Annotated in this window: 24 protein-coding genes; 8 read left to right on the forward strand and 16 right to left on the reverse strand. The window is 72.8% G+C overall.

Going from position 1 to position 21,284, the window contains the following annotated elements:
• Positions 1 to 42: 42 nt before the first annotated feature.
• Complete coding sequence (locus N3K63_RS13300; protein ID WP_315943096.1) at positions 43 to 1,626, reverse strand: flavin monoamine oxidase family protein; 1,584 nt, start codon at positions 1,624 to 1,626, stop codon at positions 43 to 45.
• On the opposite strand from N3K63_RS13300, the gene N3K63_RS13305 reads away from it, so the two are divergent.
• Complete coding sequence (locus N3K63_RS13305; RefSeq protein ID WP_261580673.1) at positions 1,533 to 2,018, forward strand: MarR family winged helix-turn-helix transcriptional regulator; 486 nt, start codon at positions 1,533 to 1,535, stop codon at positions 2,016 to 2,018. The two genes, N3K63_RS13300 and N3K63_RS13305, sit on opposite strands and share 94 nt — an antisense overlap.
• An 18-nt stretch (positions 2,019 to 2,036) precedes the next feature.
• On the opposite strand, the gene N3K63_RS13310 is transcribed toward N3K63_RS13305, so the two are convergent.
• Positions 2,037 to 2,525, reverse strand: a complete 489-nt coding sequence (locus N3K63_RS13310; protein WP_261580674.1) for a MarR family winged helix-turn-helix transcriptional regulator — start codon at positions 2,523 to 2,525, stop codon at positions 2,037 to 2,039.
• Between the two features lie 183 nt (positions 2,526 to 2,708).
• Between N3K63_RS13310 and N3K63_RS13315 the strand changes: the two genes are divergently transcribed.
• Positions 2,709 to 3,053: a DUF7882 family protein gene (locus tag N3K63_RS13315; RefSeq protein WP_449288830.1), complete on the forward strand. Its 345-nt coding sequence runs from the start codon at positions 2,709 to 2,711 to the stop codon at positions 3,051 to 3,053.
• Complete coding sequence (locus N3K63_RS13320) at positions 3,050 to 3,421, forward strand: peptide ABC transporter permease (RefSeq protein ID WP_261580676.1); 372 nt, start codon at positions 3,050 to 3,052, stop codon at positions 3,419 to 3,421. Before N3K63_RS13315 ends, N3K63_RS13320 begins: the two co-directional genes overlap by 4 nt.
• On the opposite strand, the gene N3K63_RS13325 is transcribed toward N3K63_RS13320, so the two are convergent.
• Entirely contained in the window at positions 3,384 to 3,761 is a 378-nt protein-coding gene (locus tag N3K63_RS13325; RefSeq protein ID WP_261580677.1) for a protein-L-isoaspartate carboxylmethyltransferase, read from the reverse strand. The two genes, N3K63_RS13320 and N3K63_RS13325, sit on opposite strands and share 38 nt — an antisense overlap.
• A gap of 96 nt (positions 3,762 to 3,857) precedes the next feature.
• Between N3K63_RS13325 and N3K63_RS13330 the strand changes: the two genes are divergently transcribed.
• Positions 3,858 to 4,184 (forward strand): DUF7882 family protein, encoded by a 327-nt coding sequence (locus N3K63_RS13330; RefSeq protein ID WP_261580678.1) that lies wholly within the window; start codon positions 3,858 to 3,860, stop codon positions 4,182 to 4,184.
• Between the two features lie 63 nt (positions 4,185 to 4,247).
• On the opposite strand, the gene N3K63_RS13335 is transcribed toward N3K63_RS13330, so the two are convergent.
• Positions 4,248 to 4,442: a hypothetical protein gene (locus tag N3K63_RS13335; protein WP_261580679.1), complete on the reverse strand. Its 195-nt coding sequence runs from the start codon at positions 4,440 to 4,442 to the stop codon at positions 4,248 to 4,250.
• An 11-nt stretch (positions 4,443 to 4,453) separates the two neighbouring features.
• A complete protein-coding gene (locus N3K63_RS13340; protein WP_261580680.1) occupies positions 4,454 to 4,624 on the reverse strand; it encodes a CsbD family protein in 171 nt (56 codons plus the stop codon).
• Positions 4,625 to 4,801: 177 nt separating this feature from the next.
• Here N3K63_RS13340 and N3K63_RS13345 point away from each other — a divergent pair, with 177 nt between their 5' ends.
• The gene (locus tag N3K63_RS13345) at positions 4,802 to 5,908 is read left to right on the forward strand and encodes a PQQ-dependent sugar dehydrogenase (RefSeq protein WP_261580681.1); all 1,107 of its coding nucleotides are present in this window, start codon (positions 4,802 to 4,804) and stop codon (positions 5,906 to 5,908) included.
• A 77-nt stretch (positions 5,909 to 5,985) separates the two neighbouring features.
• Entirely contained in the window at positions 5,986 to 6,294 is a 309-nt protein-coding gene (locus N3K63_RS13350) for a hypothetical protein (RefSeq protein ID WP_261580682.1), read from the forward strand.
• Positions 6,295 to 6,304: 10 nt separating this feature from the next.
• On the opposite strand, the gene N3K63_RS13355 is transcribed toward N3K63_RS13350, so the two are convergent.
• Together N3K63_RS13355 and N3K63_RS13360 are read right to left on the reverse strand one after the other, a co-directional pair.
• A complete protein-coding gene (locus tag N3K63_RS13355; RefSeq protein WP_261580683.1) occupies positions 6,305 to 7,033 on the reverse strand; it encodes an HAD-IA family hydrolase in 729 nt (242 codons plus the stop codon).
• A gap of 175 nt (positions 7,034 to 7,208) precedes the next feature.
• Complete coding sequence (locus tag N3K63_RS13360) at positions 7,209 to 8,021, reverse strand: CPBP family intramembrane glutamic endopeptidase (protein WP_261580684.1); 813 nt, start codon at positions 8,019 to 8,021, stop codon at positions 7,209 to 7,211.
• A gap of 168 nt (positions 8,022 to 8,189) precedes the next feature.
• Between N3K63_RS13360 and N3K63_RS13365 the strand changes: the two genes are divergently transcribed.
• Positions 8,190 to 9,134 carry a hypothetical protein gene (locus N3K63_RS13365; RefSeq protein WP_261580685.1) on the forward strand — a complete coding sequence of 315 codons (945 nt, stop codon included), beginning with the start codon at positions 8,190 to 8,192 and terminating at the stop codon, positions 9,132 to 9,134.
• Here the strand turns inward: N3K63_RS13365 and N3K63_RS13370 are convergent, their stop codons facing one another.
• From N3K63_RS13370 to N3K63_RS13405, 8 genes are all read right to left on the reverse strand, one after another.
• Positions 9,135 to 9,812 carry a response regulator gene (locus tag N3K63_RS13370; RefSeq protein ID WP_261580686.1) on the reverse strand — a complete coding sequence of 226 codons (678 nt, stop codon included), beginning with the start codon at positions 9,810 to 9,812 and terminating at the stop codon, positions 9,135 to 9,137.
• Positions 9,800 to 10,987: a sensor histidine kinase gene (locus N3K63_RS13375; RefSeq protein WP_261580687.1), complete on the reverse strand. Its 1,188-nt coding sequence runs from the start codon at positions 10,985 to 10,987 to the stop codon at positions 9,800 to 9,802. The genes N3K63_RS13370 and N3K63_RS13375 overlap by 13 nt, the downstream gene beginning before the upstream one ends.
• Positions 10,984 to 11,997: an aldo/keto reductase gene (locus tag N3K63_RS13380; protein WP_261580688.1), complete on the reverse strand. Its 1,014-nt coding sequence runs from the start codon at positions 11,995 to 11,997 to the stop codon at positions 10,984 to 10,986. Before N3K63_RS13380 ends, N3K63_RS13375 begins: the two co-directional genes overlap by 4 nt.
• Positions 11,998 to 12,042: 45 nt before the next feature.
• Complete coding sequence (locus tag N3K63_RS13385) at positions 12,043 to 13,425, reverse strand: aspartate aminotransferase family protein (RefSeq protein ID WP_261580689.1); 1,383 nt, start codon at positions 13,423 to 13,425, stop codon at positions 12,043 to 12,045.
• A 72-nt stretch (positions 13,426 to 13,497) separates the two neighbouring features.
• Positions 13,498 to 14,862, reverse strand: coding sequence for an NAD(P)/FAD-dependent oxidoreductase (locus tag N3K63_RS13390; protein WP_261580690.1), 1,365 nt, complete (start codon positions 14,860 to 14,862; stop codon positions 13,498 to 13,500).
• The gene (locus N3K63_RS13395) at positions 14,859 to 16,295 is read right to left on the reverse strand and encodes an aminobutyraldehyde dehydrogenase (RefSeq protein ID WP_261580691.1); all 1,437 of its coding nucleotides are present in this window, start codon (positions 16,293 to 16,295) and stop codon (positions 14,859 to 14,861) included. The genes N3K63_RS13390 and N3K63_RS13395 overlap by 4 nt, the downstream gene beginning before the upstream one ends.
• Positions 16,292 to 17,677 (reverse strand): aspartate aminotransferase family protein, encoded by a 1,386-nt coding sequence (locus tag N3K63_RS13400; protein ID WP_261580692.1) that lies wholly within the window; start codon positions 17,675 to 17,677, stop codon positions 16,292 to 16,294. The genes N3K63_RS13395 and N3K63_RS13400 overlap by 4 nt, the downstream gene beginning before the upstream one ends.
• Before the next feature lie 8 nt (positions 17,678 to 17,685).
• The gene (locus N3K63_RS13405; protein ID WP_261580693.1) at positions 17,686 to 19,173 is read right to left on the reverse strand and encodes a CoA-acylating methylmalonate-semialdehyde dehydrogenase; all 1,488 of its coding nucleotides are present in this window, start codon (positions 19,171 to 19,173) and stop codon (positions 17,686 to 17,688) included.
• 171 nt (positions 19,174 to 19,344) lie between these two features.
• On the opposite strand from N3K63_RS13405, the gene N3K63_RS13410 reads away from it, so the two are divergent.
• On the forward strand, positions 19,345 to 20,889 hold the full coding sequence (locus N3K63_RS13410) for a PucR family transcriptional regulator (protein ID WP_261580694.1): 1,545 nt from the start codon (positions 19,345 to 19,347) through the stop codon (positions 20,887 to 20,889).
• A gap of 58 nt (positions 20,890 to 20,947) precedes the next feature.
• Here the strand turns inward: N3K63_RS13410 and N3K63_RS13415 are convergent, their stop codons facing one another.
• Positions 20,948 to 21,280: a cupin domain-containing protein gene (locus N3K63_RS13415; protein ID WP_261580868.1), complete on the reverse strand. Its 333-nt coding sequence runs from the start codon at positions 21,278 to 21,280 to the stop codon at positions 20,948 to 20,950.
• Positions 21,281 to 21,284: the final 4 nt, after the last annotated feature.

Here is a 21,284-nt window from a genome sequence, read left to right on the forward strand (position 1 = left end):
GATTCTTGCCGCTCGGGCAAAGATGGGCGGCGGGCGCCGAGGTCAGGCCCGCGTCGTCCACAGTTCGTCGATGGGCACGTCGGCGCCGAGCACGTTCTCGGCGGCACGGTGCCCCGATCGCAGCGCGGCCGTGACGGTCGCCGGATCGTCGGTCCACGTCGCCTCGCCGGCCAGGTGCAGCACGCCCCCGACCGGGGTGGCGAGCAGGTCGTGGTCGGCCGGTCGGGCGCCGACGGTCATGAACGCGTACGACCCCCGGGCGAAGGGGTCGGCGCGCCAGGCGGTGACCTGCACGTGGGTGGGCGCCGGCACGGCATCCCCGTAGAGGCGTCGCAGTTCGGCGAGCACCGCGTCGCCCACCCGCTCGGGCTCCCAGTCGCGGATGGCGATCGCGGCGGGCCCGGCCGCGAAGGTGAGCAGGGTCGGGGTGCCGTGCAGGTCGGTGAGGTCGTACCAGGAGTGCCACCAGTGCGCCCCGGGGCCCTGCCGGCGGATGGCGTAGACGTCGGGCTCCCAGAACCGCTCGTCGAAGCGGAGGAACACCTTCTCGAAGTCGTTCATCTCGAGCCGTGACAGCGCACCGGCGACGGGCTCGGGGAGGGGCGGGTCGATGGTGAGGTCGCCGGCGGCGAGCACCCCGACCGGCACCGTGACCACCGCCTGCGCGCCGGCGAGGGTGCCGCGATCGCCGGTCACGCGCACGCCGGAGGCGTGCCACCGCACCTCGGTGACCACGTGCTGCAGGCGCACGTCGAGGTCGTCGGCCAGGTGCGCCGCCAGCCGGTCGTAACCGTCGGGGAAGACGACCTCGTCGCCGTCGACCGCGTCGTCGTCGAGGCCGTGGGCGTCGAGCCGCGTGCTGTGCACGCCGTACTGCTCCTCGCTGCGGTGCCGCAGGAACTCGCGCACCCGCTCGGTGCGCTCGCCGTCCCAGCCGAGAGTCGCCAGCGCGGTCTCGGCCGCGTCGTCGTAGGAGCTTCCCGCCGGGGCGGCGGCGATCGCGTCGGCCAGTGCCGCGTCGGCGGTGTGCACATCGTCGGTGAAGCGTCGCGCGTCGGCGTCGGACAGTCGGCGGTCGTCGGGTGCGTAGTAGGCGATCGGCCGGCTGTCGGGCTGGTAGCTGCCGACGGTGAACTCGCGCGTCGCCATGCCGAACGCGGCGGCCGCCGCGGCGACGGGGCTGTCGTCGACGCCGTGGATCCACGAGGCGCCGAGGTCGGTGATGCGCCCGTCGGTGCGGTCGGTGCAGGTGCGCCCTCCGATGCGGTCACGGGCCTCGAGCACCACCACCCGCCGGCCGCGTGCGGCGAGCAGTCGGGCGGCGGCCAGGCCCGCGACCCCTGCTCCCACGACGACCACGTCGACCCGCTCAGCGGGCTCGCCGTCGGCCTCCCCGGCGGTGTGCGCGACGGTGTTCTCTGCGGTGATGTCCACGGTGCTCCCTGCGGCGCGCGATGGTCGGGAGGGCGACGCGCCGCCCGCGATCAGCGTAGCCAGCGTGTCGGCGCGTCGACACTGGTAGATTCGCCCGAATGGGGAGTGACGCGTCCTACTGGTTCGGCGACTCGGATGACGAGAAGCGCTCGACCACCGTGATGGAGGCCCTGCGGCTGTACCGTGCCGCAGAGGTCGCCATGCGGCGACGCACGCAGCGTTCGATGGACATGGGCGAGAACGAGCTGCTGGTACTGCGGTTCCTCACCCGCGCGCAGCTGCGTGACGAGCCGGTCACCCCGATGCACCTCAGCCGCTACCTCGGCATCACCTCGGCGTCGACGACGGCCCTCATCGACCGGCTCGAGAACTCGGGGCACGTGCAGCGCACGCCCAACCCCACCGACCGGCGCAGCGTGCTGATCACCGTGAGCGAGAAGTCGGATGCCGAGATCCGTCACACCCTGGGCGGTATGCACGAGCGCATGATGGCGGTCGTGCGCCACATGGATGAGACCGAACGGGATGCCGTCATCGCGTTCCTCGACGCCATGCGGGACGCCGTCGACGAGGTCGACGCCTGACCGACGCCGCGAGGCGGATCAGCCGATACGGCGGATCGGCTGCATCTCGCCGATGGCCTCGGCTTCGGCGGTGAGCCGGTCGAAGAACCCGACCACGGTGCGCCGCTCGCTGGCGGAGAGCTCCGATGACACGCGGCGCAGGGCGTCGGCGAACACCTCGAGCGAGGTGTCGACGGTGTCGTAGCCGCGCGGCGTCATCTGGATGTGCAGGCTGCGGCGATCGGAAGGGTGCCGTGCGCGCTGCACGACGCCGCTGCGCTCCAATCGGTCGAGCAGGGCCGTGGTCGATGCGGACGTGATGCCGAGATGGCGGGCGATCAGCGTCGGGGTCACAGCCCGCTCGCTGTCGTTCTCGCTCATGAGGAATTGCACGATGCGCAACTCGTTGTCGGTCATGCCGCTGGCCTGACGGGCACGCGTGTGCATCGCGGCGTCCGCTGCGCGGTATCGCGCCAGGGCAGCCGTCACGCGCTGTTCTATGTCGTCGCTGGTGATGTCGTCGTCCATGAATGTGTCCTCGTCGGTGTCACCACGATAGCAGATGGAAATGTAGTTTGACTAACTAGTTGTCGTGTGAGTAACGTTTCCACCATCGCAAAGTGCGACGGGGATCACCACCCCTCGCACGGCGCACTACAGCACTTGACTGCACTCGTTGCACCTCACTGCAATTCACGAAGGGATCGACCGATGGGACGTCTGTACTACGGGAGCATGCCTGACCCGATCGAACTGCCCGATCGGATCCTGGCCCACCTGAAGGTCGTGATCTCGACCAAGCTGCGCCGCTCGGAGAGCTTCTCGCTGTCCTGGGAGCGGTCGTCGAGCCTCGATGGCGAGCGCTCCACCCTGTGGCTGCACTGCGCCATCCCGCTCCGCTTCGAGGTGTCCAGCGAAGCCGCCGGCGCCATCGACCGCGCCTACCTGAACGAGCTGGCCAAGGCCGCGAACTCGTCGGGCGGCATCGTGGTCGACCTCGACACCGCCGACGCGTGCGACATCGCCGCCCCCGCTGCGCTGGTGCGTGCGGCATGAGCCTCACCGCCGATCGCAGAGACGCCTCGGGCGCGCGCGCCGCCGGACTCGACCTCACCGCGACGCGTCGCGTGACGTGGGCCACGGTCGACACCGGGTTCCACGTCGCGAGCACCGACGGCGAGTTCGTCGGCTCCGTCTACGCCACCGAAGCGGGGTCGTTCGTCGCCTTCGACGGCACGTCGACCCCGATCGGCCGGTTCGACAGCCGCGCCGCCGCGCAGTCGGCGGTGGAGGCCTGGGAGCCTCCCGCTCAGCGTGCGCGCCGCATCGCCTTCGACCGGGCGCTGTTGCCCACGGCGACCGTCTCGGCGGTCGTCGCGGTCGGGCTCACCGTGACGGCGGGCCTGCTGGCTCCACTGCTCTGAGTCGCGCGCGTCGCGCGTCGTCGGTCTTCCGCTGCAAGAACTCGCACAGGTCGGCGAGCGTGCGCAGATCGGTCGAGAGCTTGGCGACGCCGACGGCATCCAGATCGAACGCCTCCGACCGCGGCTCGAAGGTGACCACCCAGCGCGGGATGTCGTTCTCGACGACCGGCTGGATGTAGGTGACGGTGGAAGCCGTGCGCAGCGAGACCACGACGAGACCCGAATCGGGTCCGGAGATGTAATTCTGTTCGAGGACGGAAACGTCGGGCGCGATCGACTGCTGGGTGTCCACGAACTCGGATACCCAGGACTGCACCGTGGCCTGGTCGCGGTACGGCATGACACCTCACAAAGACGGAAGAGTGCTTGGCAGCACCGTCCACACTTTACCGCGCGCCGCTGTGCGCATCGTCCAACGACAAGGAGAAGTATTCGAATGGGAACCCTGACCTACGAGCAGTCGGTCAAAGCCGACTTCGATGATCGGGTCCTCGCGCACCTGCAGGTGGTGATCGGGTCGAAGCTGCGCCGCGGCGAGGCCTTCTACTTCAGCTGGCGCACCGACCAGAGCCTCGGCGACGGACGCATGAGCATCTGGCTCAATCCGCGCTCCTCGCTGGTGTTCAAGTACTTCGGCTCGCGCGCCCCCCGCCTGAACGCGGCATGGGTGGACGCCCTGGCCGACACCGCGAACTCGCCGTCGGGGCTGTACGTCGTTCCCGAGCCCACCGGCGGCCCCACGAGCCTCGTCGAAGACGACTGATCGCACGAAGAGAACGCCCCCTCGAGTCGGAGGGGGCGTTCTGTTTCGGGGCCGGTGCTCGCCTCAGGGCGCGTCGCCTTCTTCGGCGGCGATCCTGTCGGCGGCGGCACTGTCGATGAGCGCGTCGTCCACGTCCGGATCGATCACTCGATCCCCGTCGATCTCGACGGTGACGTCCTCGTCGCGCACCGCATCGGATGCGGTGTTCCCGTCGTCACCGTCCGCCAACGGCGGGAACGGGACGATCGGGTCGCCCATCGGGCCGCTGGTCACTTGAAGGCGTCCTTCGCCTTCTCGCCGGCCTGCTTGAGATCGGCCTTGGTCTGGTCGGCCTGGCCCTCGGCCTCGAGGCGCTCGTTGTCGGTCGCCTTGCCGGCGGCCTCCTTGGCCTTGCCGCCGAGGTTCTCAGCCGCGTTCTTCACCTTGTCGTCGAAACCCATGTGTTCTCCCTTCGACAAAGCCGGCGCAGTGCCGGCGTCATGTCTTCGACGCTAAGCGCCCCGGACGCGGGGGCCGACCCCCTTGACAGATCAGAGGCCGGCTGTTCCGCTGGAGCGATCGAGATCGCACGCCCGCCATCCCCCTCCCGCCGACCGCGGCAGACCGTGGTCGCGGCGGTGTCGCTGGCCGCAGCGGCGATCGTGACCCTCGCCGGCTGCACCGCGGCGGGCCCGGATGCCGGGGCGACGGCATCCGCATCGCCGACCGCGACCCCGGCGGCCGGTCTGCCGGCGACGTCGCCCTCCGCGCCGGTCGAGACGGCGCCCACCGGCGAGGTCGACGAGATCGCGACCGGCCTGGCGAGCCCCTGGTCGGTGGTCGCCGTCGACGGCGGGGTGCTGGTGAGTTCGCGCGATGGCGGCCAGATCGTCGAGGTCGTCGGCGACTCCACGCGCGTCGTGGGGATGGTGCCGGGGGTGGCGCACGGGGGCGAGGCGGGCCTGCTGGGCCTCGCCGTCGACGGCGACGGGCGCCTCTACGCCGCCTCGACGGGGGAGGACGGCAACCGCGTGCAGCGCTTCACGCTCACCGGGTCGCCCGGGTCGTTCGGCCTCGGGCCGGCCGAGACGGTGCTCGACGGCATCCCCGCCGCGCGCGTGCACGACGGCGGGCGCCTCGCGTTCGGCCCCGACGGGATGCTGTACCTGACCACCGGCGATGCGGGGGACCGCACCGCCGCGCAAGACCCGCAGAGCCTCGCGGGCAAGATCTTGCGGATGACCCCCGACGGCGGGGTGCCGGCCGACAACCCGTTCCCCGGATCGCTCGTCTACACCCTCGGGCACCGCAACCCGCAGGGCATCGCGTGGGACGCCGACGGCACGATGTACGCCGCCGAGTTCGGCCAGAACACCTGGGACGAGCTCAACGTCATCCGCGCGGGCGGCAACTACGGCTGGCCCGAGGTGGAGGGCGCCGCCGGCGATGCGCGCTTCGTCGACCCGGTGGCGCAGTGGGCGCCCGAGACGGCTAGTCCCAGCGGCATCGCGATCGCGCAGGGCACGCTGTTCCTCGCCAACCTGCGCGGCGAAGTGCTGCGCGCCGTCTCGCTGGCCGACCCGTCACGCACGGTCGACCACCACCTGGGCGCGTTCGGGCGGCTGCGGGATGTCGTGCTCGCCCCGGACGGGGCGCTGCTGGTGCTCACGGGCAACACCGACGGCCGGGGCGATCCCGGTGCCAGCGACGACCGGATGCTGCGCCTCCCGCTCACCACCCGGTGAGGCTCACCGGGGCGAGGAAGTCAAGCCCCTCGCGCGCAGCGCCCCCGCGAGGCATCATTTTCACGGAGGTGGGTTCCATGTCGGGAGTTCTCGATGACGAGGATCGCGAGACGGAAATCGAGGGCCTGCTGGTCGAAGATCTGGAATGCGGCGGATGGCGCCTGTGCGACGAACTCGTCGACCGTTCGGATGCCGGGCACGTGATCGCCTATGTCGAGCCGTGCGCGGCGGGGTACGAGGTCGTCTGGCTCTCGGGCCCGCGTCGCCGTCAGATCTTCCCGCGGTGGTCGTCGGTCATGACGGCCGCGGGCCGGAGGCTCGGTGGCGGCGCATCGCGCGGGCCGGTGCGCCCCCTGCGCATCCGTCACCTGCCGCCGCCCGGGTGAGCGGGGCCCGTCAGCGGGCGGCGAAGGCCGCGTCGGCGGCATCCGCGAAGGCCGCCATCGACGGGAACGTCAGGTCGGGCGTCACCGTCACCCCCGGGTCGGGAGTGGCGCCCCAGCCGGGCTGCGCGTGACGGCGGTGGATCCAGACGCCCGGCAGCCCTGCCGCGCGAGCGGGCACGTGGTCGTGGAACAGCGACTGCGCCACGTGCAGCAGGCGGCCGGTCGACCCGCGCTCGGCGACGCGCTGCTGCAGGGCGGCGAAGTTCGCCGCCGACGGCTTGTAGGAGCCGATGTCCTGCGCGGTGAGGATCTCGTCGAAGATCACGCCCAGGCGCCGGTTGCTGCCGGCGAAGCTCTCGCGGTCGACGTTGGACAGGATGATCAGCGCGTAGTGGCGCTGCAGCCGCGTGAGCGCGTCGACCGAGTCGGGGAAGGCGGGCCAGTCGGGCACCGAGGTGCCCAGCGCGTCGGCGTCGGCGGCTGAGACCGGAATGCCGAGCGCGTCGCCGGTGCGACGGAACGCCGCGCGGAGCACGTCGGGGTAGAGGGTGGCCGGGGCCTCGCGCTCGACGGCGGCCTCGTGCTCGGCGTAGGCGACGAGCACCTGCTCGTCGGTGATCGCCGCGTCGGCGCGGCGGGCCCACGGGCCCAGCACGGCGGCGATGCCCGCCTCCCAGTCGATGAGGGTGCCGTAGCAGTCGAAGCTCAGGGCGTCGAAGGCGGTCAGGTCGAGCGTCACGTCGTCTCCTCGGGGTGCAGGCCGGCAGGGCGCCGGGGCCGCACGCCGTGCGGTGCGCGGTCACAGCCACGCTATCGCCGGGGCGGGGCCCGCTCGGCACGGAAAGGGGACGGGTCCCGGCGCGTCGTGGGGGCGAGGCGCCGGAACCCGTCCGGTCGGTGGGATCCGCGGGGGATCAGAACAGGGCGACGGCGCCCGCAGCGGCGGTGCCGACGATGACGAAGGTGAACTGCATCCAGTCGTTGAGGATGTGCGCGGCGATCGAGACGCCGAGGTTCTTCGTGCGCAGGTAGGCCAGCGTCAGCACGAGGCGGGCGGAGCCGATGACCAGGAGCGCCTGGGCGAAGTTCCAGCCGTAGGTGGGCAGGTGCGCGGCGCCGAACCAGACCGCGGTTGCCAGCCACGCGATGATGATCGCGCTGTTGCGGCTGAGGCCGGCCTTGCTGAACAGCCAGTACACGATCGCCAGGAACGGCAGGATCGTGAACAGCTCCTCGCCCACCAGCTGCAGGCCGGTGCCGACGTAGAAGGCGACGACGCCCGCGGGGCCGCCGTCGAGCACGCCGAGGGGGGCGCTGTTGGCCGTCGATCCGAAGAAGGTGCGCACGACGATGGCGATCGCCGCAGTGACGGCGGTGTTGGCGAAGGCGAAGAACACGGCGGTGCCCGCGTCGCGCCACGTGAACCGGCGGAACAGGCGGGTCCAGTAGCGGCCGGTGAACACGATGAGGGTCGCCAGCGGCAGCGCCATGAACAGGGTGCGCGGCAGCAGTGAGCCGATGTCGTTGGGCTCGGGGGTGAGCGTGAGCACGAAGAAGCCGGCGACGCAGCTGGCGATGATCACAAGCCACTTCCAGGTGGCGATGTGGATGGGCTGGTCGTCGTAGAAGGGGAGGTCGTCGCTGCCGCGGCGCTCGAAGAAGCGCCCGAGACGGGGCGCCTCGGGCAGCGTGATGGCGGCGGCGGGGGCGGCGGGTGCGGTGGTCATGGATCGAGCATCGCCCCGGCCCGGGCGGTGGCGGAAGGGTCGGGGCCGGGCCGATACCGAAGTCCGCGCGGTCGATACCACCGGCGCCGCGGACTGTAGACCAAAGTCGTAGGCGGCCGACGACGAAAGGCAGATTCGCGCGCGAGGGAGAGCAGAGAGCGTGGAAGCATGTCCTGCACCTCACGAGTCCGCATCCCCCTCGCAGCCTCCGTCGTGGCCCTGGCCGCCGCCGCTGCCGTCGCGCTTCCCGCGGCGGCCTTCGCGGCGCCGATCCCGGTATCGGCCGCCGACGCCTCCCCGTGGTGGAACCTCACCGCCGACCCCGGCGCACTGCAGCCCGACGGCACGGTGGAGTTCCTGCTGCACGTGCGCAACATCTCCGACGAGGGGATGGGCGGCCTGTCGGTCGACGTTCCCGGCACCGCCGCGAACCCCGACTGCCGCAACGAGTACTACCTCGCCGCCGGCGACGAGTTCACCTGCACGGTCGACCTGCCGATGTCAGCGGGCGAGCGCGCCGACGGCGTGGTGGTGCGCCCGTTCGAGATGCGCGCGATCGGCGGTCGTGAGGAGAAGCAGCTCGACGAGGCCGTGACCGTCATCGAGCGCTGGACCCCTCCGGTGCCGCTGCCCGTCGTGACCCCGACCCCCATCGCCACGCCGACGCCGAAGGCGGACCTGGTGCCGACGCCGCGTCCCGTGCTGACGCCGACCCCGACGGCGACGCCGACGCCGAAGGCGGACCTGGTGCCGACGCCGCGTCCCGTGCTGACGCCCACCCCGACGGCGACGCCGACCGCGACGACGCCCACCCCGCGTGCGCTCCCGGGCGCGTCCGAAGACCCCGCGACCGACCCCGCTGAGAACACGGACACCGTGGCGACCGATGCGCCGACCGTCGCGCCCCTCGCGACCACGACGACCCCCGCCGCGGCCGCCGTCACCCCTGCCGTCACCGCTCAGAGCGAGGCGGCGCACAAGAACACCCTGGCGATCACGGGCGGATCGGTCGACCTGGTGTGGCCGATCGTCGGTGCGGGCGCGCTCGCCGGTGGCCTGGCACTGCTCGCCGTCTCGCGTCGTCGCGGCGCGAAGGCCGCCGACCGGGGCTGATCAGTCGAAGTCGGCGTCGTGCACGAGGATCGCCAGCTGCACCCGGTTGTCGCCGGCGATCTTCGTGAGGGCCCGCCCCACGTGGGCCTTCACCGTGGCGATCGACATGAACAACTCGGCCGCGATCTCGGCGTTGCTCTGGCCCTTCCCCACGGCCCGGGCGACCTCGAGCTCGCGGTCGGTCAGCGCCGAGAGGCGCTCGCGGGCGCGGACCCGCGCATCGTCTTCGCGGGCGCGTCCGTCGGAGGCGGCCGCCGCGATCAGCTGCGCGGCGATGCGGGGCGAGAGCACCGGCTCGCCGGCCGCCGCCGCCCGCACCGCGTCGACCAGCCGCTGCGGCGGGGCGTCTTTGAGCAGGAACCCGGCGGCCCCGGCGCGCAGCGCCCGCACCACCATCTGGTCGTTGTCGAACGTCGTGAGCACGACCACGCGCGGCGGGGCCGGCGCGGCGACGATGGCCGCGGTGGCGCTGAGGCCGTCGCGCACCGGCATCCGGATGTCCATGAGCACCACGTCGGGCGCGAGCTCGGCGACGACGTCGACCGCCTCCTGCCCATCGGCGGCCTGACCGACGATGTCGATGCCCTCCGCCCCACCGAGGATGAGCGAGAGCCCCGCGCGCACGAGCGGATCGTCGTCGACGAGCACGAGGCGGATGGGGGCTGTCACGTCGACCATGGTAGCCAGGCGCTCAACGCGTAGCCGCCGCCCGCGCGGGGGCCGCTGCGGAACCGCCCGCCGGTGGCCTCGACCCGCTCGGCGAGTCCCACCAGGCCCAGCCCGGCGCCCGGCAGCGGATCGGTCGGCGGCGCGACCGGCGCGGTGTTCTCGACGAGCACGGCGAGCCCCTCGCCGTCTTCGCCGGCCAGCGACACCGTCACGGCGGCATCCGGCGCGTGCTTGCGGGCGTTGCTGAGGGCCTCGCGCACGATGCGGTACGCCGCCTGCGACACGATCAGCGGCGGCACGCCTTCGACCTCGTGCACCAGCTCGATGCGCATGCCCGCGGCCCGGCCCTCGTCGACGAGGCCCGCGATGTCGCCGATGCCCGGCTGGGGCGGCTCGGGCGCACCCGGCTGCTGGTCGGGGGAGCGCAGCACCCCCAGCACGTCGCGCAGTTCGGTGAGCGCGGCGCGGGCGTTCTGCTCGATGGCGGTGATCGCGGCGGCGCGTTCGGCGTCGGTGAGGTCGGTGCGGTAGCCGACGGCGCCGGCGTGCAGGGCGACCAGCGAGATGCGGTGGGCGAGCACGTCGTGCATGTCGTGGGCGATGCGGTTGCGCTCGGCGACGCGGGCGGCCTGCTCGCGCACCGCCTGCTCGCGCTCGGCGGCCTCGGCGCGCTCGCGCAGGCCCGCCAGCACGGCGCGGCGCTGCCCCATGGCGACACCGGTGGCGACGACGACGCCGACGATCAGGGCGCTCACCCCGACGCCCACCCACCATTCGAACCGCGCGCTGGTGGCGCCCGGGTAGAGCAGCCCCGCGTAGTGCAGGGCCAGCACGTTCGCCACCGACGCCACGACGATGTGCCGCCAGCGCTGGCCGGCGGCGACGGCCACCAGCGCCAGGAAGGAGGCACCGACCGCCGTCTCCGAGACGAGTGCGACGGCGGCCGCACCCAGGGCGACGGCCAGCGGATGCCGGGGGCCCCAGGCGAGCACGACCACGACCGCCGCGACCCCCAGCAGCGGGTCGATGAGCAGGAACCACAGCTGCAGGAACTCGGGGTAGGTCGCCGCCGAGGTCAGGTGCAGCGCCCACAGCGCCCCGCCGACCACCAGTGCGAACAGCGCGCGGCCGATCACCGCCCCCACGGGGCGGCGGGGACGCGCGGGGGCGGGCGCGGCGGTCACGGGCGGCGGCGGGCGGTGCGGGTGAGCTCGGCCTCGCCGTAGCTGTCGTCGTCGGGGTTCAGCGTCACGCCCGGCGCGACGATCTCATCGATCAGGTCGAGCGTCTCGTCGGAGAGGTGCACGTCGAGCGCGGGCAGCGCCGTCTCGAGGTGCGCCATGGTGCGGGGGCCGACGATGGCCGAGGTGACCGCCGGATGCCGGAGGACGAAGGCGACGGCCAGTTCGGGCATCGTCAGCCCGGCGTCGTCGGCGACCTGCTGCAGCCGGTCGACCGCCTCGAGCTTGCGCTGGTTGGCGGGGACCGACATGTCGAACCGGTTGGCCGCGCGCGAGCGCGAAGTCGGCGCGGTGCCGCCGCCCCACTTGCCCGACAGCCAGCCCGCGCACAGCGGGCTGTAGGTGATGACGCCCATCCCGTGGCGCCCGGCGGTGGGCAGCACGTCGGCTTCGATGCCGCGCACCAGCAGGGAGTACGGCGGCTGCTCGGTGGTGAACCGCTCCAGGCCCCGCTCGCGCGAGACGGCCTGCGCCTCGACGATGCCGCTGGCGGCGAACGACGACGAGCCGATGAGGCGCACCTTGCCCTGGTGCACCAGGTCGCTGAGCGCGCCGAGCGTCTCGGCGATGTCGGTGTCGGGGCTCGGCCGGTGCACCTGGAAGAGGTCGATGTAGTCGGTGCCGAGCCGGCGCAGCGAGTCTTCGACGGCGCGCATGATCCACCGCCGCGACCCGCCGCGGGAGTTGGGGTCCTCGCCCATCGGGTTGAAGAACTTGGTGGCCAGCACCACGTCGTCGCGGCGCCCCTTCAGCGCCGCGCCCACGATCTCCTCCGACCTGCCGTCGGAGTAGATGTCGGCGGTGTCGACGAAGTTGATCCCGGCATCCAGCGCGGCGTGCACGATGCGCACGGCATCCTGCTCGTCGTCGTTGCCCCACGGGCCGAGCATCATCGTGCCCAGGCACAGCGGGCTCACACGGACGCCGGTGCGTCCCAGCGGTCGGTACTCCATGCCGCCGACCCTATCGCCGCGCGGGCGCCGGGGCGGCGAGAAGGGTCAGAGCCGGGTCCAGGCCTCGCTCAGCACCCCGCGGAGGATCTGCTCGATCTCGTCGAACTCGGCGGGGCCGATCGTCAGCGGCGGGGCGAGCTGGATGACGGGATCGCCGCGGTCGTCGGCGCGGCAGTACAGGCCCGCGTCGAAGAGGGCCTTGGAGAGGAACCCGCGCAGCAGCCGCTCCGACTCGGCGTCGTCGAAGGTCACCTTCGTCGCCTTGTCTTTGACCAGCTCGATGCCGAAGAAGTAGCCGTCGCCGCGCACGTCGCCGACGATCGGCAGGTCGGTGAGCTTCTCGAGGGTGCGGCGGAAGACGGGCGAGTTCGTGCGCACGTTCTCGACGAGGCCCTCCTCCTCGAAGATGTCGAGGTTCTCCAGCGCCACCGCCGACGACACCGGGTGGCCGCCGAACGTGTAGCCGTGGGGGAAGGATGCCGTGCCGTGCGCGAACGGCTCGTAGACGCGGTCGCTGACGATCGTGCCGCCCAGCGGCGAGTAGCCGCTGGTGACCGCCTTGGCGAAGGTGATCATGTCGGGCTGATAGCCGTAGGCGTCGGCGCCGAAGTAGGTGCCCAGGCGTCCGAACGCGCAGATGACCTCGTCCGAGACCAGCAGCACGTCGTAGCGGTCGCAGATCTCGCGCACGCGCTGGAAGTAGCCGGGGGGCGGGGGGAAGCATCCGCCCGAGTTCTGCACCGGCTCGAGGAAGACGGCGGCGACGGTGTCGGGCCCCTCGAACTGGATCATCTCCTCGATGCGGTCGGCCGCCCACACGCCGAACTGCTCTTCGGTGCCGCCCGCGAAGCCCTGCTCGGTGGCGCGGTAATAGTTCGTGTTGGGCACCCGGAACCCGCCCGGGGTGACCGGCTCGAACATCGACTTCATGCCCGGCAGGCCGGTGATCGCCAGGGCGCCCTGCGGGGTGCCGTGATAGGCGATGAAGCGCGAGATGACCTTGTGCTTGGTGGGCTGTCCCTGCAGCTTCCAGTAGTGCTTGGCGAGCTTGAACGCGGTCTCGACGGCCTCGCCGCCGCCGGTGGAGAAGAACACGTGGTTCAGGTCGCCGGGGGCCAGGTCCGCGATGCGGTCGGCCAGCTCGATCGCGGCCGGGTGCGCGTACGACCAGATCGGGAAGAAGGCGAGCTCTTCGGCCTGCTTCGCGGCGGCCTGCGCGAGTCGCCGGCGGCCGTGACCGGCGTTGACCACGAACAGCCCCGCCAGGCCGTCGATGTACTTCTTACCGGTGGAGTCCCAGATGTGGTGGCCCTCGCCCTTGACGATGATGGGCACGCCGGGCCCTTCGGTCATCACGGACTGGCGGGCGAAGTGCATCCACAGGTGGTCGCGGGCCATCTCCTGCAGCTCGGCATCGGTACGGGTCATGTCGTCCTCCTCGTTGTCACGGTACTGCGGGTGCGGTGGTCTGTCTCGGGGTCAGGGTCGGGGTCGGGTCGGTCAGTGCGCGCGCCCGGAGATGCGGTCGGCGATCCGCGCCACCGGCGAGGTGCCCGCCCGCCCGCGCGCCTCCTGCCGGTCGGCCAGGTGGTAGGCGCCGTAGAGGCCCTGCACGGCCAGCCAGCGCAGCGGCTCGGGCTCCCAGGCGCGCGCCCGATGCCCCACCCACGGCAGGTGCACGAGGTCGGTGTCGCGCCCGAGCACGAGATCGGCGAGGGTGCGGCCGGCGAGGTTGGTCGTGGCCACCCCGGTGCCGACGTAGCCGCCCGCCCAGCCGAGGCCCGTCGCGCGGTCGAAGCCGACGGTGGCCGCCCAGTCGCGCGGCACCCCCAGCACCCCCGACCACGCGTGCTCCACCGGCACCTGCGCGGCGCCGGGGAAGAACTCGCGCAGCAGCTTCGTCAGCGCCCGCACGGTGCGCTCGGGGGTGCGCCCGTCGCCGTCGACGCGCGAGCCGTACCGGTAGGGCACGCCCCGCCCGCCGAAGGCGATGCGGTCGTCGGCCGTGCGCTGGGCGTACATGTAGACGTGTGCGAGGTCGCCGAGCGTCGCGGCATCCGCCCACCCGATCTCGTCCCACACCGCCGCCGGGAGCGGGGCGGTGACCACCAGCGACGAGTTCATCGGCAGCCAGGTGCGGTGCTCGCCGCGCAGGTCGGCGGTGAAGCCCTCGGTGGCGCGCAGCACCGCGGCCGCGCGCACCACCCCGCGGTCGGTGACGGCGCGCCCCGCCTCGACGGCCGTGACCGTCGTCTGCTCGTAGATCGGCACGCCCAGCCGTTCGACGGCCGCGGCGAGACCGCGCACGAGCTTGGCGGGGTGGATGCGCGCGCAGTGCGGATGCCAGATGCCGCCGGTGGCCCCGGCCACGCGCACGTGCTCGGCGGTCTGCCGCGGGCCCCACAGCTCGACGTCGGTGTGCGGCTGGGCCGACTCGGCGCGGAACCACGCCGCGAGCCGCGCCTGCTGCGCGGGGGTGCGGGCGACGTTCAGCTCACCCCCGAGCCGGATGTCGGCGTCGATGCCCTCCGCCGCGGCGACCCTCACCACCTCGGCGACGGTCTCGTTCATGGCCCGCTGCTGGCGGGCGCCGCCCTCGGGGCCGTACTGCTCGCGCCCGCCGGTGACCGAATTGGTGAGCCAGCCGCCGTTGCGCCCCGACGCGCCGAACCCGGCGAACCGCCGCTCGAGCACGGCGACCCGCAGGTCGGGCTGCAGCGTCTTCAGGTAGTACGCCGCCCACAGTCCGGTGTAGCCGGCGCCGACGATCGCCACGTCGACATCGAGGTCGCCGGGCAGGGGCGCCCGCGCAGCGGGCAGGCCGAGCTGCTGCCACCAGAACGAGACGCCCCCGTTGCCGGTCACGTCAGGCTCGCCATGACGTGCTTGATGCGGGTGTAGTCCTCGAAACCGTAGACCGACAGGTCTTTGCCGTAGCCGGAGTGCTTGAAGCCGCCGTGGGGCATGTCGGAGACGAACGGCAGGTGCGCGTTGACCCACACGCACCCGAAGTCGAGGTCGCGGCTGAAGCGCATCGCGCGGCCGTGATCGCGGGTCCACACCGAGGATGCCAGGGCGTAGGGCACGCCGTTGGCCAGGGCCAGCATCTCGGCGTCGGTGTCGGCGGCCTGCACCGTGAGCACCGGCCCGAACACCTCCTGCTGCACGAGCTCGTCGTCCTGCCGCACGCCGGTGACGATGGTGGCCTCGAAGAAGCATCCGTGCTCGCCCTGGCGGGCCCCGCCGACGGCGACGGCGGCGTGGGCGGGGAGGCGCTCGAGGAAGCCCGCCACCCGCGCCAGCTGGTCGGCGTTGTTGAGCGGCCCGAAGAAGGCGTCGGGGTCGTCGGGTGCGCCGGTGCGCGCGTGAGTGCGGGTGCGGGCGACCAGGCGCTCCACGAGGGCGTCGTGCACCTCGCGGGCCACGATCACCCGGGTGGCGGCGGTGCAGTCCTGACCCGCGTTGAAGAACGCGGCGCTGACGATGCCCTCGGCGGCGGCATCCAGGTCGGCGTCGGCGAACACGAGCGCCGGCGCCTTGCCGCCGAGTTCGAGGTGCACGCGCTTCAGGGCGCGCGCGGCCGAGGCGGCCACCTCGATGCCGGCACGCACCGAACCGGTGATGGCGACCAGCTGCGGGGTGGGGTGCTCCACGAGCAGGCGCCCGGTCTCGCGGTCGCCGAGAACGACGTTGAACACGCCCGCCGGCAGGATCTCGGCGGCGAGCTCGGCCAGCCGCACCGTCGTCTGCGGTGTCGTCTCGCTGGGCTTGAGCACGACGGTGTTGCCGGCGGCCAGTGCCGGTGCGATCTTCCAGACCGCCATGTTCAGCGGGTAGTTCCACGGCGTCACCTGCGCGACCACGCCGATCGGCTCGCGGCGCACGAACGACGTGAAGCCCTCGGCGTACTCGGCGGCGGCCCGGCCGTCGAGGTCGCGGGCGGCGCCGGCGAAGAAGCGCAGCTGGTCGACCGACTGGTCGATCTCGTCGGCGACGAGGCTCGCCCGCGGCTTGCCGGTGTCTTGCGATTCGAGGTCGGCGAACTCGTCGGCGTGCGCCTCGAGGGCGTCGGCGAGGCGCAGCAGCGCCCGCTGCCGCTGCGCAGGGGTGGCCGCGCGCCAGGCCGGGAAGGCGGCCTCCGCCGCCGCGAACGCCGCGTCGACGTCGGCGGCGGTAGAGGTGTGCGCCTGCCCGTACACCTCGCCGGTCACCGGGCTCACGAGATCGAGCGTCGGGCCGGAGGGCGCCACCCGGCGCCCGTCGATGACGTTGTGCAGGGTCCGCGGCGCCGAGGTCATCGCCGTCCCGCGGTGTCGGCGGCGGTGGTGTACTCGTCGGCGACGTCGAGCGCGCGGTCGATGATGTCGAGGCCGCGCACCAGGTCGTCCTCCGAGATCACCAGCGGCGGCGCCACATGCATCCGATTGAAGTGCGTGAACGGCCACAGTCCCGCCTTCTTGCACGCGGCGGCGACGGCGGCCATCGGTGCGGCGTCGGCCCCGGCGGCGTTGAACGGCACGAGCGGCTCGCGGGTCTCGCGGTCGGCGACCAGCTCGATCCCCCAGAACAGTCCGCGCCCGCGCACCTCGCCCACGGCGGGGTGGCGCTCGGCCATCGCGGCCAGCCGCGGACCCACCACCCGCTCGCCCAAATCACGCACGCGCTCGAGGATGCCGTCCCGGCGGAACACCTCGAACGTCGCCACCCCCGCGGCGCACGCCAGCGGGTGCCCCGAGTAGGTGAGGCCGCCGGGGAAGGCCACGGTGTCGAAGTGCGCGGCGATGGCATCCGAGATCACCACACCGCCCAGCGGCACATAGCCGGAGTTGACGCCCTTGGCGAAGGTGATGAGGTCGGGCACGACGTCGAAGGCCTGGAACGCGAACCACTCGCCGATGCGGCCGAAGCCGACCATCACCTCGTCGGCGATGAAGACGATGCCGTACTTGTCGCACAGCGCCCGCACCCCCGGCAGGTAGCCCGGCGGCGGCACCAGCACGCCGTTGGTGCCCACGACCGTCTCGATGATGATGGCGCCGATCGTCGAGGCCCCCTCGAGGATGATCGTCTGCTCGAGGTGCTCCAGCGCCCGCGCGCTCTCCTGCTCGGGGCTGGTGGAGTGGAACGGCGAGCGGTAGGCGTAGGGGCCGAAGAAGTGGGCGACCGAGCCGTCGGCGGGCTCGTTGGGCCAGCGGCGGGGGTCGCCGGTGAGGGTGATGGCCGTCGAGGTGTTGCCGTGGTAGCTGCGGTACATCGCCAGCACCTTGCGCTTGCCGGTGACGATGCGCGCCATGCGCACGGCGTTCTCGTTGGCGTCGGCCCCGCCGTTGGTGAAGAACACCTTGTTCATGCCCGCCGGCGCGACCCCGGCGATCTCGCGGGCGAGCACGCCCCGCACGTCGTTGGCCATCGACGGCTGGATCGTGGCCAGGCGCCCCGCCTGCTGCTGGATGGCCGCGACCAGATCGGGATGCTGGTGGCCGAGGTTCAGGTTCACCAGCTGGCTCGAGAAGTCGAGGTAGGCGTTGCCCTGGTGATCCCAGAAGCTCGCGCCCTCGCCGCCGGCCACCGGCAGCGGGTCGATGAGCGCCTGCGCGCTCCAGGAGTGGAAGACGTGGCCGCGGTCGTCGGCGCGCACCTGCGCGTCGGTGGCGGCGGCGAGGGAGGGGGCGGAGGTCATGGCGGGTCCTAGTGGTTGCTCGGGAAGCCGAGGCTGATCTGGCTCTCGCTCGGGTCGGGCCAGCGGCTGGTGACGACCTTGGAGCGCGTGTAGAAGTGGAACGACTCGGGGCCGTAGATGTGCGAGTCGCCGAACAGCGAACTGCGCCAGCCGCCGAACGAGAACGCGCCCACCGGCACCGGGATCGGCACGTTGACGCCGACCATCCCGACCTCGATGTCGTACTCGAACTGCCGGGCGGTGCCGCCGTCACGGGTGAACACGGCGGTGCCGTTGGCGAACGGGCTGGTGTTGACCAGCTCCACCGCCTCCTCGTACGAGGCCACGCGCACCACCGAGAGCACCGGGCCGAAGATCTCGTCGTCGTAGACCTTCATGCCGGGGCGCACGTGGTCCACGAGCGAGACCCCGAGGAAGAAGCCGTCACCGGGGAAGTCCTGCCGGGTGCCGTCGACGACCACCGTCGCCCCCTCGGCGGCGGCGCCGGTGACGTAGGAGGCCACCTTGTCGCGGTGCTCGCCGGTGATGAGCGGACCCATCTCGCTGGCGGCGTCGGTGCCCGCCCCGATCGTGAGCCCCGCGACGCGCTCGGCGACCTTGGCCACCAGCGCGTCGGCCACCTCGTCGCCCACGGCGACCAGCACCGACACGGCCATGCAGCGCTCGCCGGCAGAGCCGTAGGCCGCCGACACCGCGGCATCCGCAGCGCCGTCGAGATCGGCATCCGGCATCACGACCATGTGGTTCTTCGCGCCACCGAGCGCCTGCACCCGCTTGCCGTGGGCGGCGGCCCGCTCATAGATCGACTGGGCGATCGGCGTCGAGCCGACGAAGCTCACCGCGCGCACCTCGGGCGCCTCGAGCAGCGCGTCGACGGCGACCTTGTCGCCCTGCACGACGTTGAGCACGCCGGCCGGCAGTCCCGCCTCTTCGTAGAGCCGCGCCAGGAACAGGGCGGCCGACGGGTCTTTCTCGCTCGGCTTGAGCACCACGGTGTTGCCGCAGGCGATGGCCGAGGCCGTCATCCACAGCGGCACCATGACGGGGAAGTTGAACGGGGTGATGCACGCCACCACGCCCACCGGCTGCTTCACCGAGTGCACGTCGACCCCGCGCGAGACCTGCTCGGCGTGCTCGCCCTTGAGCAGGTGCACGAGGCCGGCGGCGAACTCGACGTTCTCGATGCCGCGGCTGATCTCGCCCTTCGCGTCGGAGAGCACCTTGCCGTGCTCGCTGGTGATGATGGCCGCCAGGTCGTCGCTGCGCTCGACCAGCAGCTGCCGCAGGCGGAAGAACACGTCGGCGCGCTTGATGAGGCTCGTCGCCCGCCAGCCCGGGAGGGCGGCGGCCGCGGCGGCGACAGCGGCGGCGGTCTCGTCGGCCGAGGCCAGCACGACCTGGTGCTGCACCGCGCCGGTGGCGGGGTCGTAGACGACGCCGGTGCGCGTGTCGTCGCCGGTCGCGGTGCCGGCGATGTGGTGGCGGATGAGGGCCATGGGGGAGTCCTTCGGAGGGGAGTGAGCGAGACCGGACAGATCGACCGACCGCGCCTAAGCTGATCTGAACCCCAGTGTTCCAGAGCGCAAGGAGCGATACAGGTGCCCGAACGTCGCGAAGAATCGGCATTCCGGACGGATCGTCCGACCAGCCAGGGCAGCCTGCCGACGGTGCGCGAAGTGCTCGAGCTCGACGCCTTCGCCGCCGGCATGCCCGAGGTCTTCGGCGGCGACGCGGCCCTCGACGCCCCGGTGCGCTGGGTGCACGTCTCCGACAGTGCCGGGGTCGCCCGGCTGCTCGACGGCGGCGAGCTGCTGCTGTCGACGGGGTCGTCGTGGCCCGCTGAACCCGCCGAGCTGCGCGCCTTCATCGGCGAGCTCGCCGACGCCGGACTGTCGTGCCTGGTGCTGGAACTGGGCACCCACTACCGGTACGTGCCCGCCGTGGTGCTGACCGCCGCGCGCGAGCGGGGCCTGGCGCTGGTCGCGCTCCACCGCGAGGTGAAGTTCGTCACCCTCACCGAGCACGTGCACCGCCGCATCATCGACGACCAGTCGGCGGCCCTGCGCGCCCGCGAAGAGGTGCGCACCCGCTTCACCGCGCTCGCGCTGCGCGGTTCGCCCGCCGACTTCATCGTGGGCCAGCTCGCCCAGACCCTGCAGGCCCCCGTCGTGCTCGAGAGCCTCGGGCACGACGTCGTCGTCGCCGACGCGCCGCCCGCCCTCGAGGAAGAGGTCTTCACCCGCTGGGAGGTGCGCTCCCGCATCGCCCACCGTGACCCCGCCCCCGAGCGCGACTGGCTGATCGTGCCGGTCGAAGCACGCGGCATCCGCTGGGGGTATCTGGTGGCCCTGCCCGGACCCGACCATCCCGCCGGGCGCGCCGCGGTGCTCGAGCAGGGCGCGATCGCCCTGGCGCTCGGCCGGCTCACCGACGCCGAGGGCGACGAGTGGGCGCGGGTGGGCCGCCGTCAGCTGATCGACGGACTGCTGGCGGGGCGTTTCACCGGGCAGGCCGGCGCCACCGCCCGCGTCGAGGCGGCGGGCCTGCCGATGGACGGCGCGCAGCTGTTCGGCGTGGTCTCGTCGGGGGTCGAGGTGCGCGCCGACGCCGCCGACCCGGCCGCGCGGGCCCTGGGCGGCCGGGCGCTGGCGGGGGCGATCCCCGGCGGCACCCCCGGGGCGGCGGTGCTGCTGTCGCTGCCGCAGCGGGTGCGCTTCGACGACGACGCCGCCCGACGCTTCGCCCGCGCCCTCACCCCGCACGCCGAGCGCACCGTGCTGTCGGTGGGCGCCGCCGCCCAGAGCCTCGACGGGGCGCTGGCCTCGCTGCAGGAGGCCATCGACCTGTCGCGCAGCGCCGGCGACCGCGCCGGACGCGGGCCGCAGATCCGCCGCGTCGAGAACCGGCCGCTGGCCCGGTTCGTCACCGCGCTGCGCGACGACCACCGCCTGCTCGACCACGGCGAGCGGATGCTGTCGCCGCTCATCGAATACGACCTGGCGCGCGGTGGCGACCTGCTCGACGTGCTCGGCGCCATGCTCGCCCACCCGGGCAACCGAACGGCGGCGGCCACGGCATCCCATCTGTCGCGGTCGGTGTTCTACCAGCGCATCGCGCTCATCCAGGAGCTGCTGGGGGTCGACCTCGACGACGGCGAGGTGCAGGCGGCGCTGCACCTCGCGCTGCTCGTACGGCGCTCCACCGCGCGCTGACCGCGCGGGTGGGGCGGGCTGGGCTCGCTGGGCGGGCGGGCGGGCGGGGCGCCGGCGGTCAGGCCAGGTAGACCTTGCGCAGGGTCTCGCGCACCGTCCACACGGTGCGCATGCCCGACTCCAGGCGCACGACGTCGCCGACGGCGAGCTCGATCGCCGGCTGCGGCGGGTCGGTGAACTCCACCGTGGCGCTGCCGGCGACGACGACGAAGACCTCGTCGATCTCGGTGTCGGTCATCGCTCCCGGGGTCATCTCCCAGACGCCCACGCCCATGTCCTCATCGAGGTCGACGCTGCCCGTCGCCGGGGACCCGGCCACCACCTGCGCGGCGGGCACCGCCGTCAGCGGCACCTGCACCTGCAGCGCCGCGACGGCGACCCCCGGATCCATGTCG

The sequence above is a fragment of the Microbacterium festucae genome (genome assembly GCF_025421715.1).
GTDB lineage: Bacteria > Actinomycetota > Actinomycetes > Actinomycetales > Microbacteriaceae > Microbacterium > Microbacterium festucae.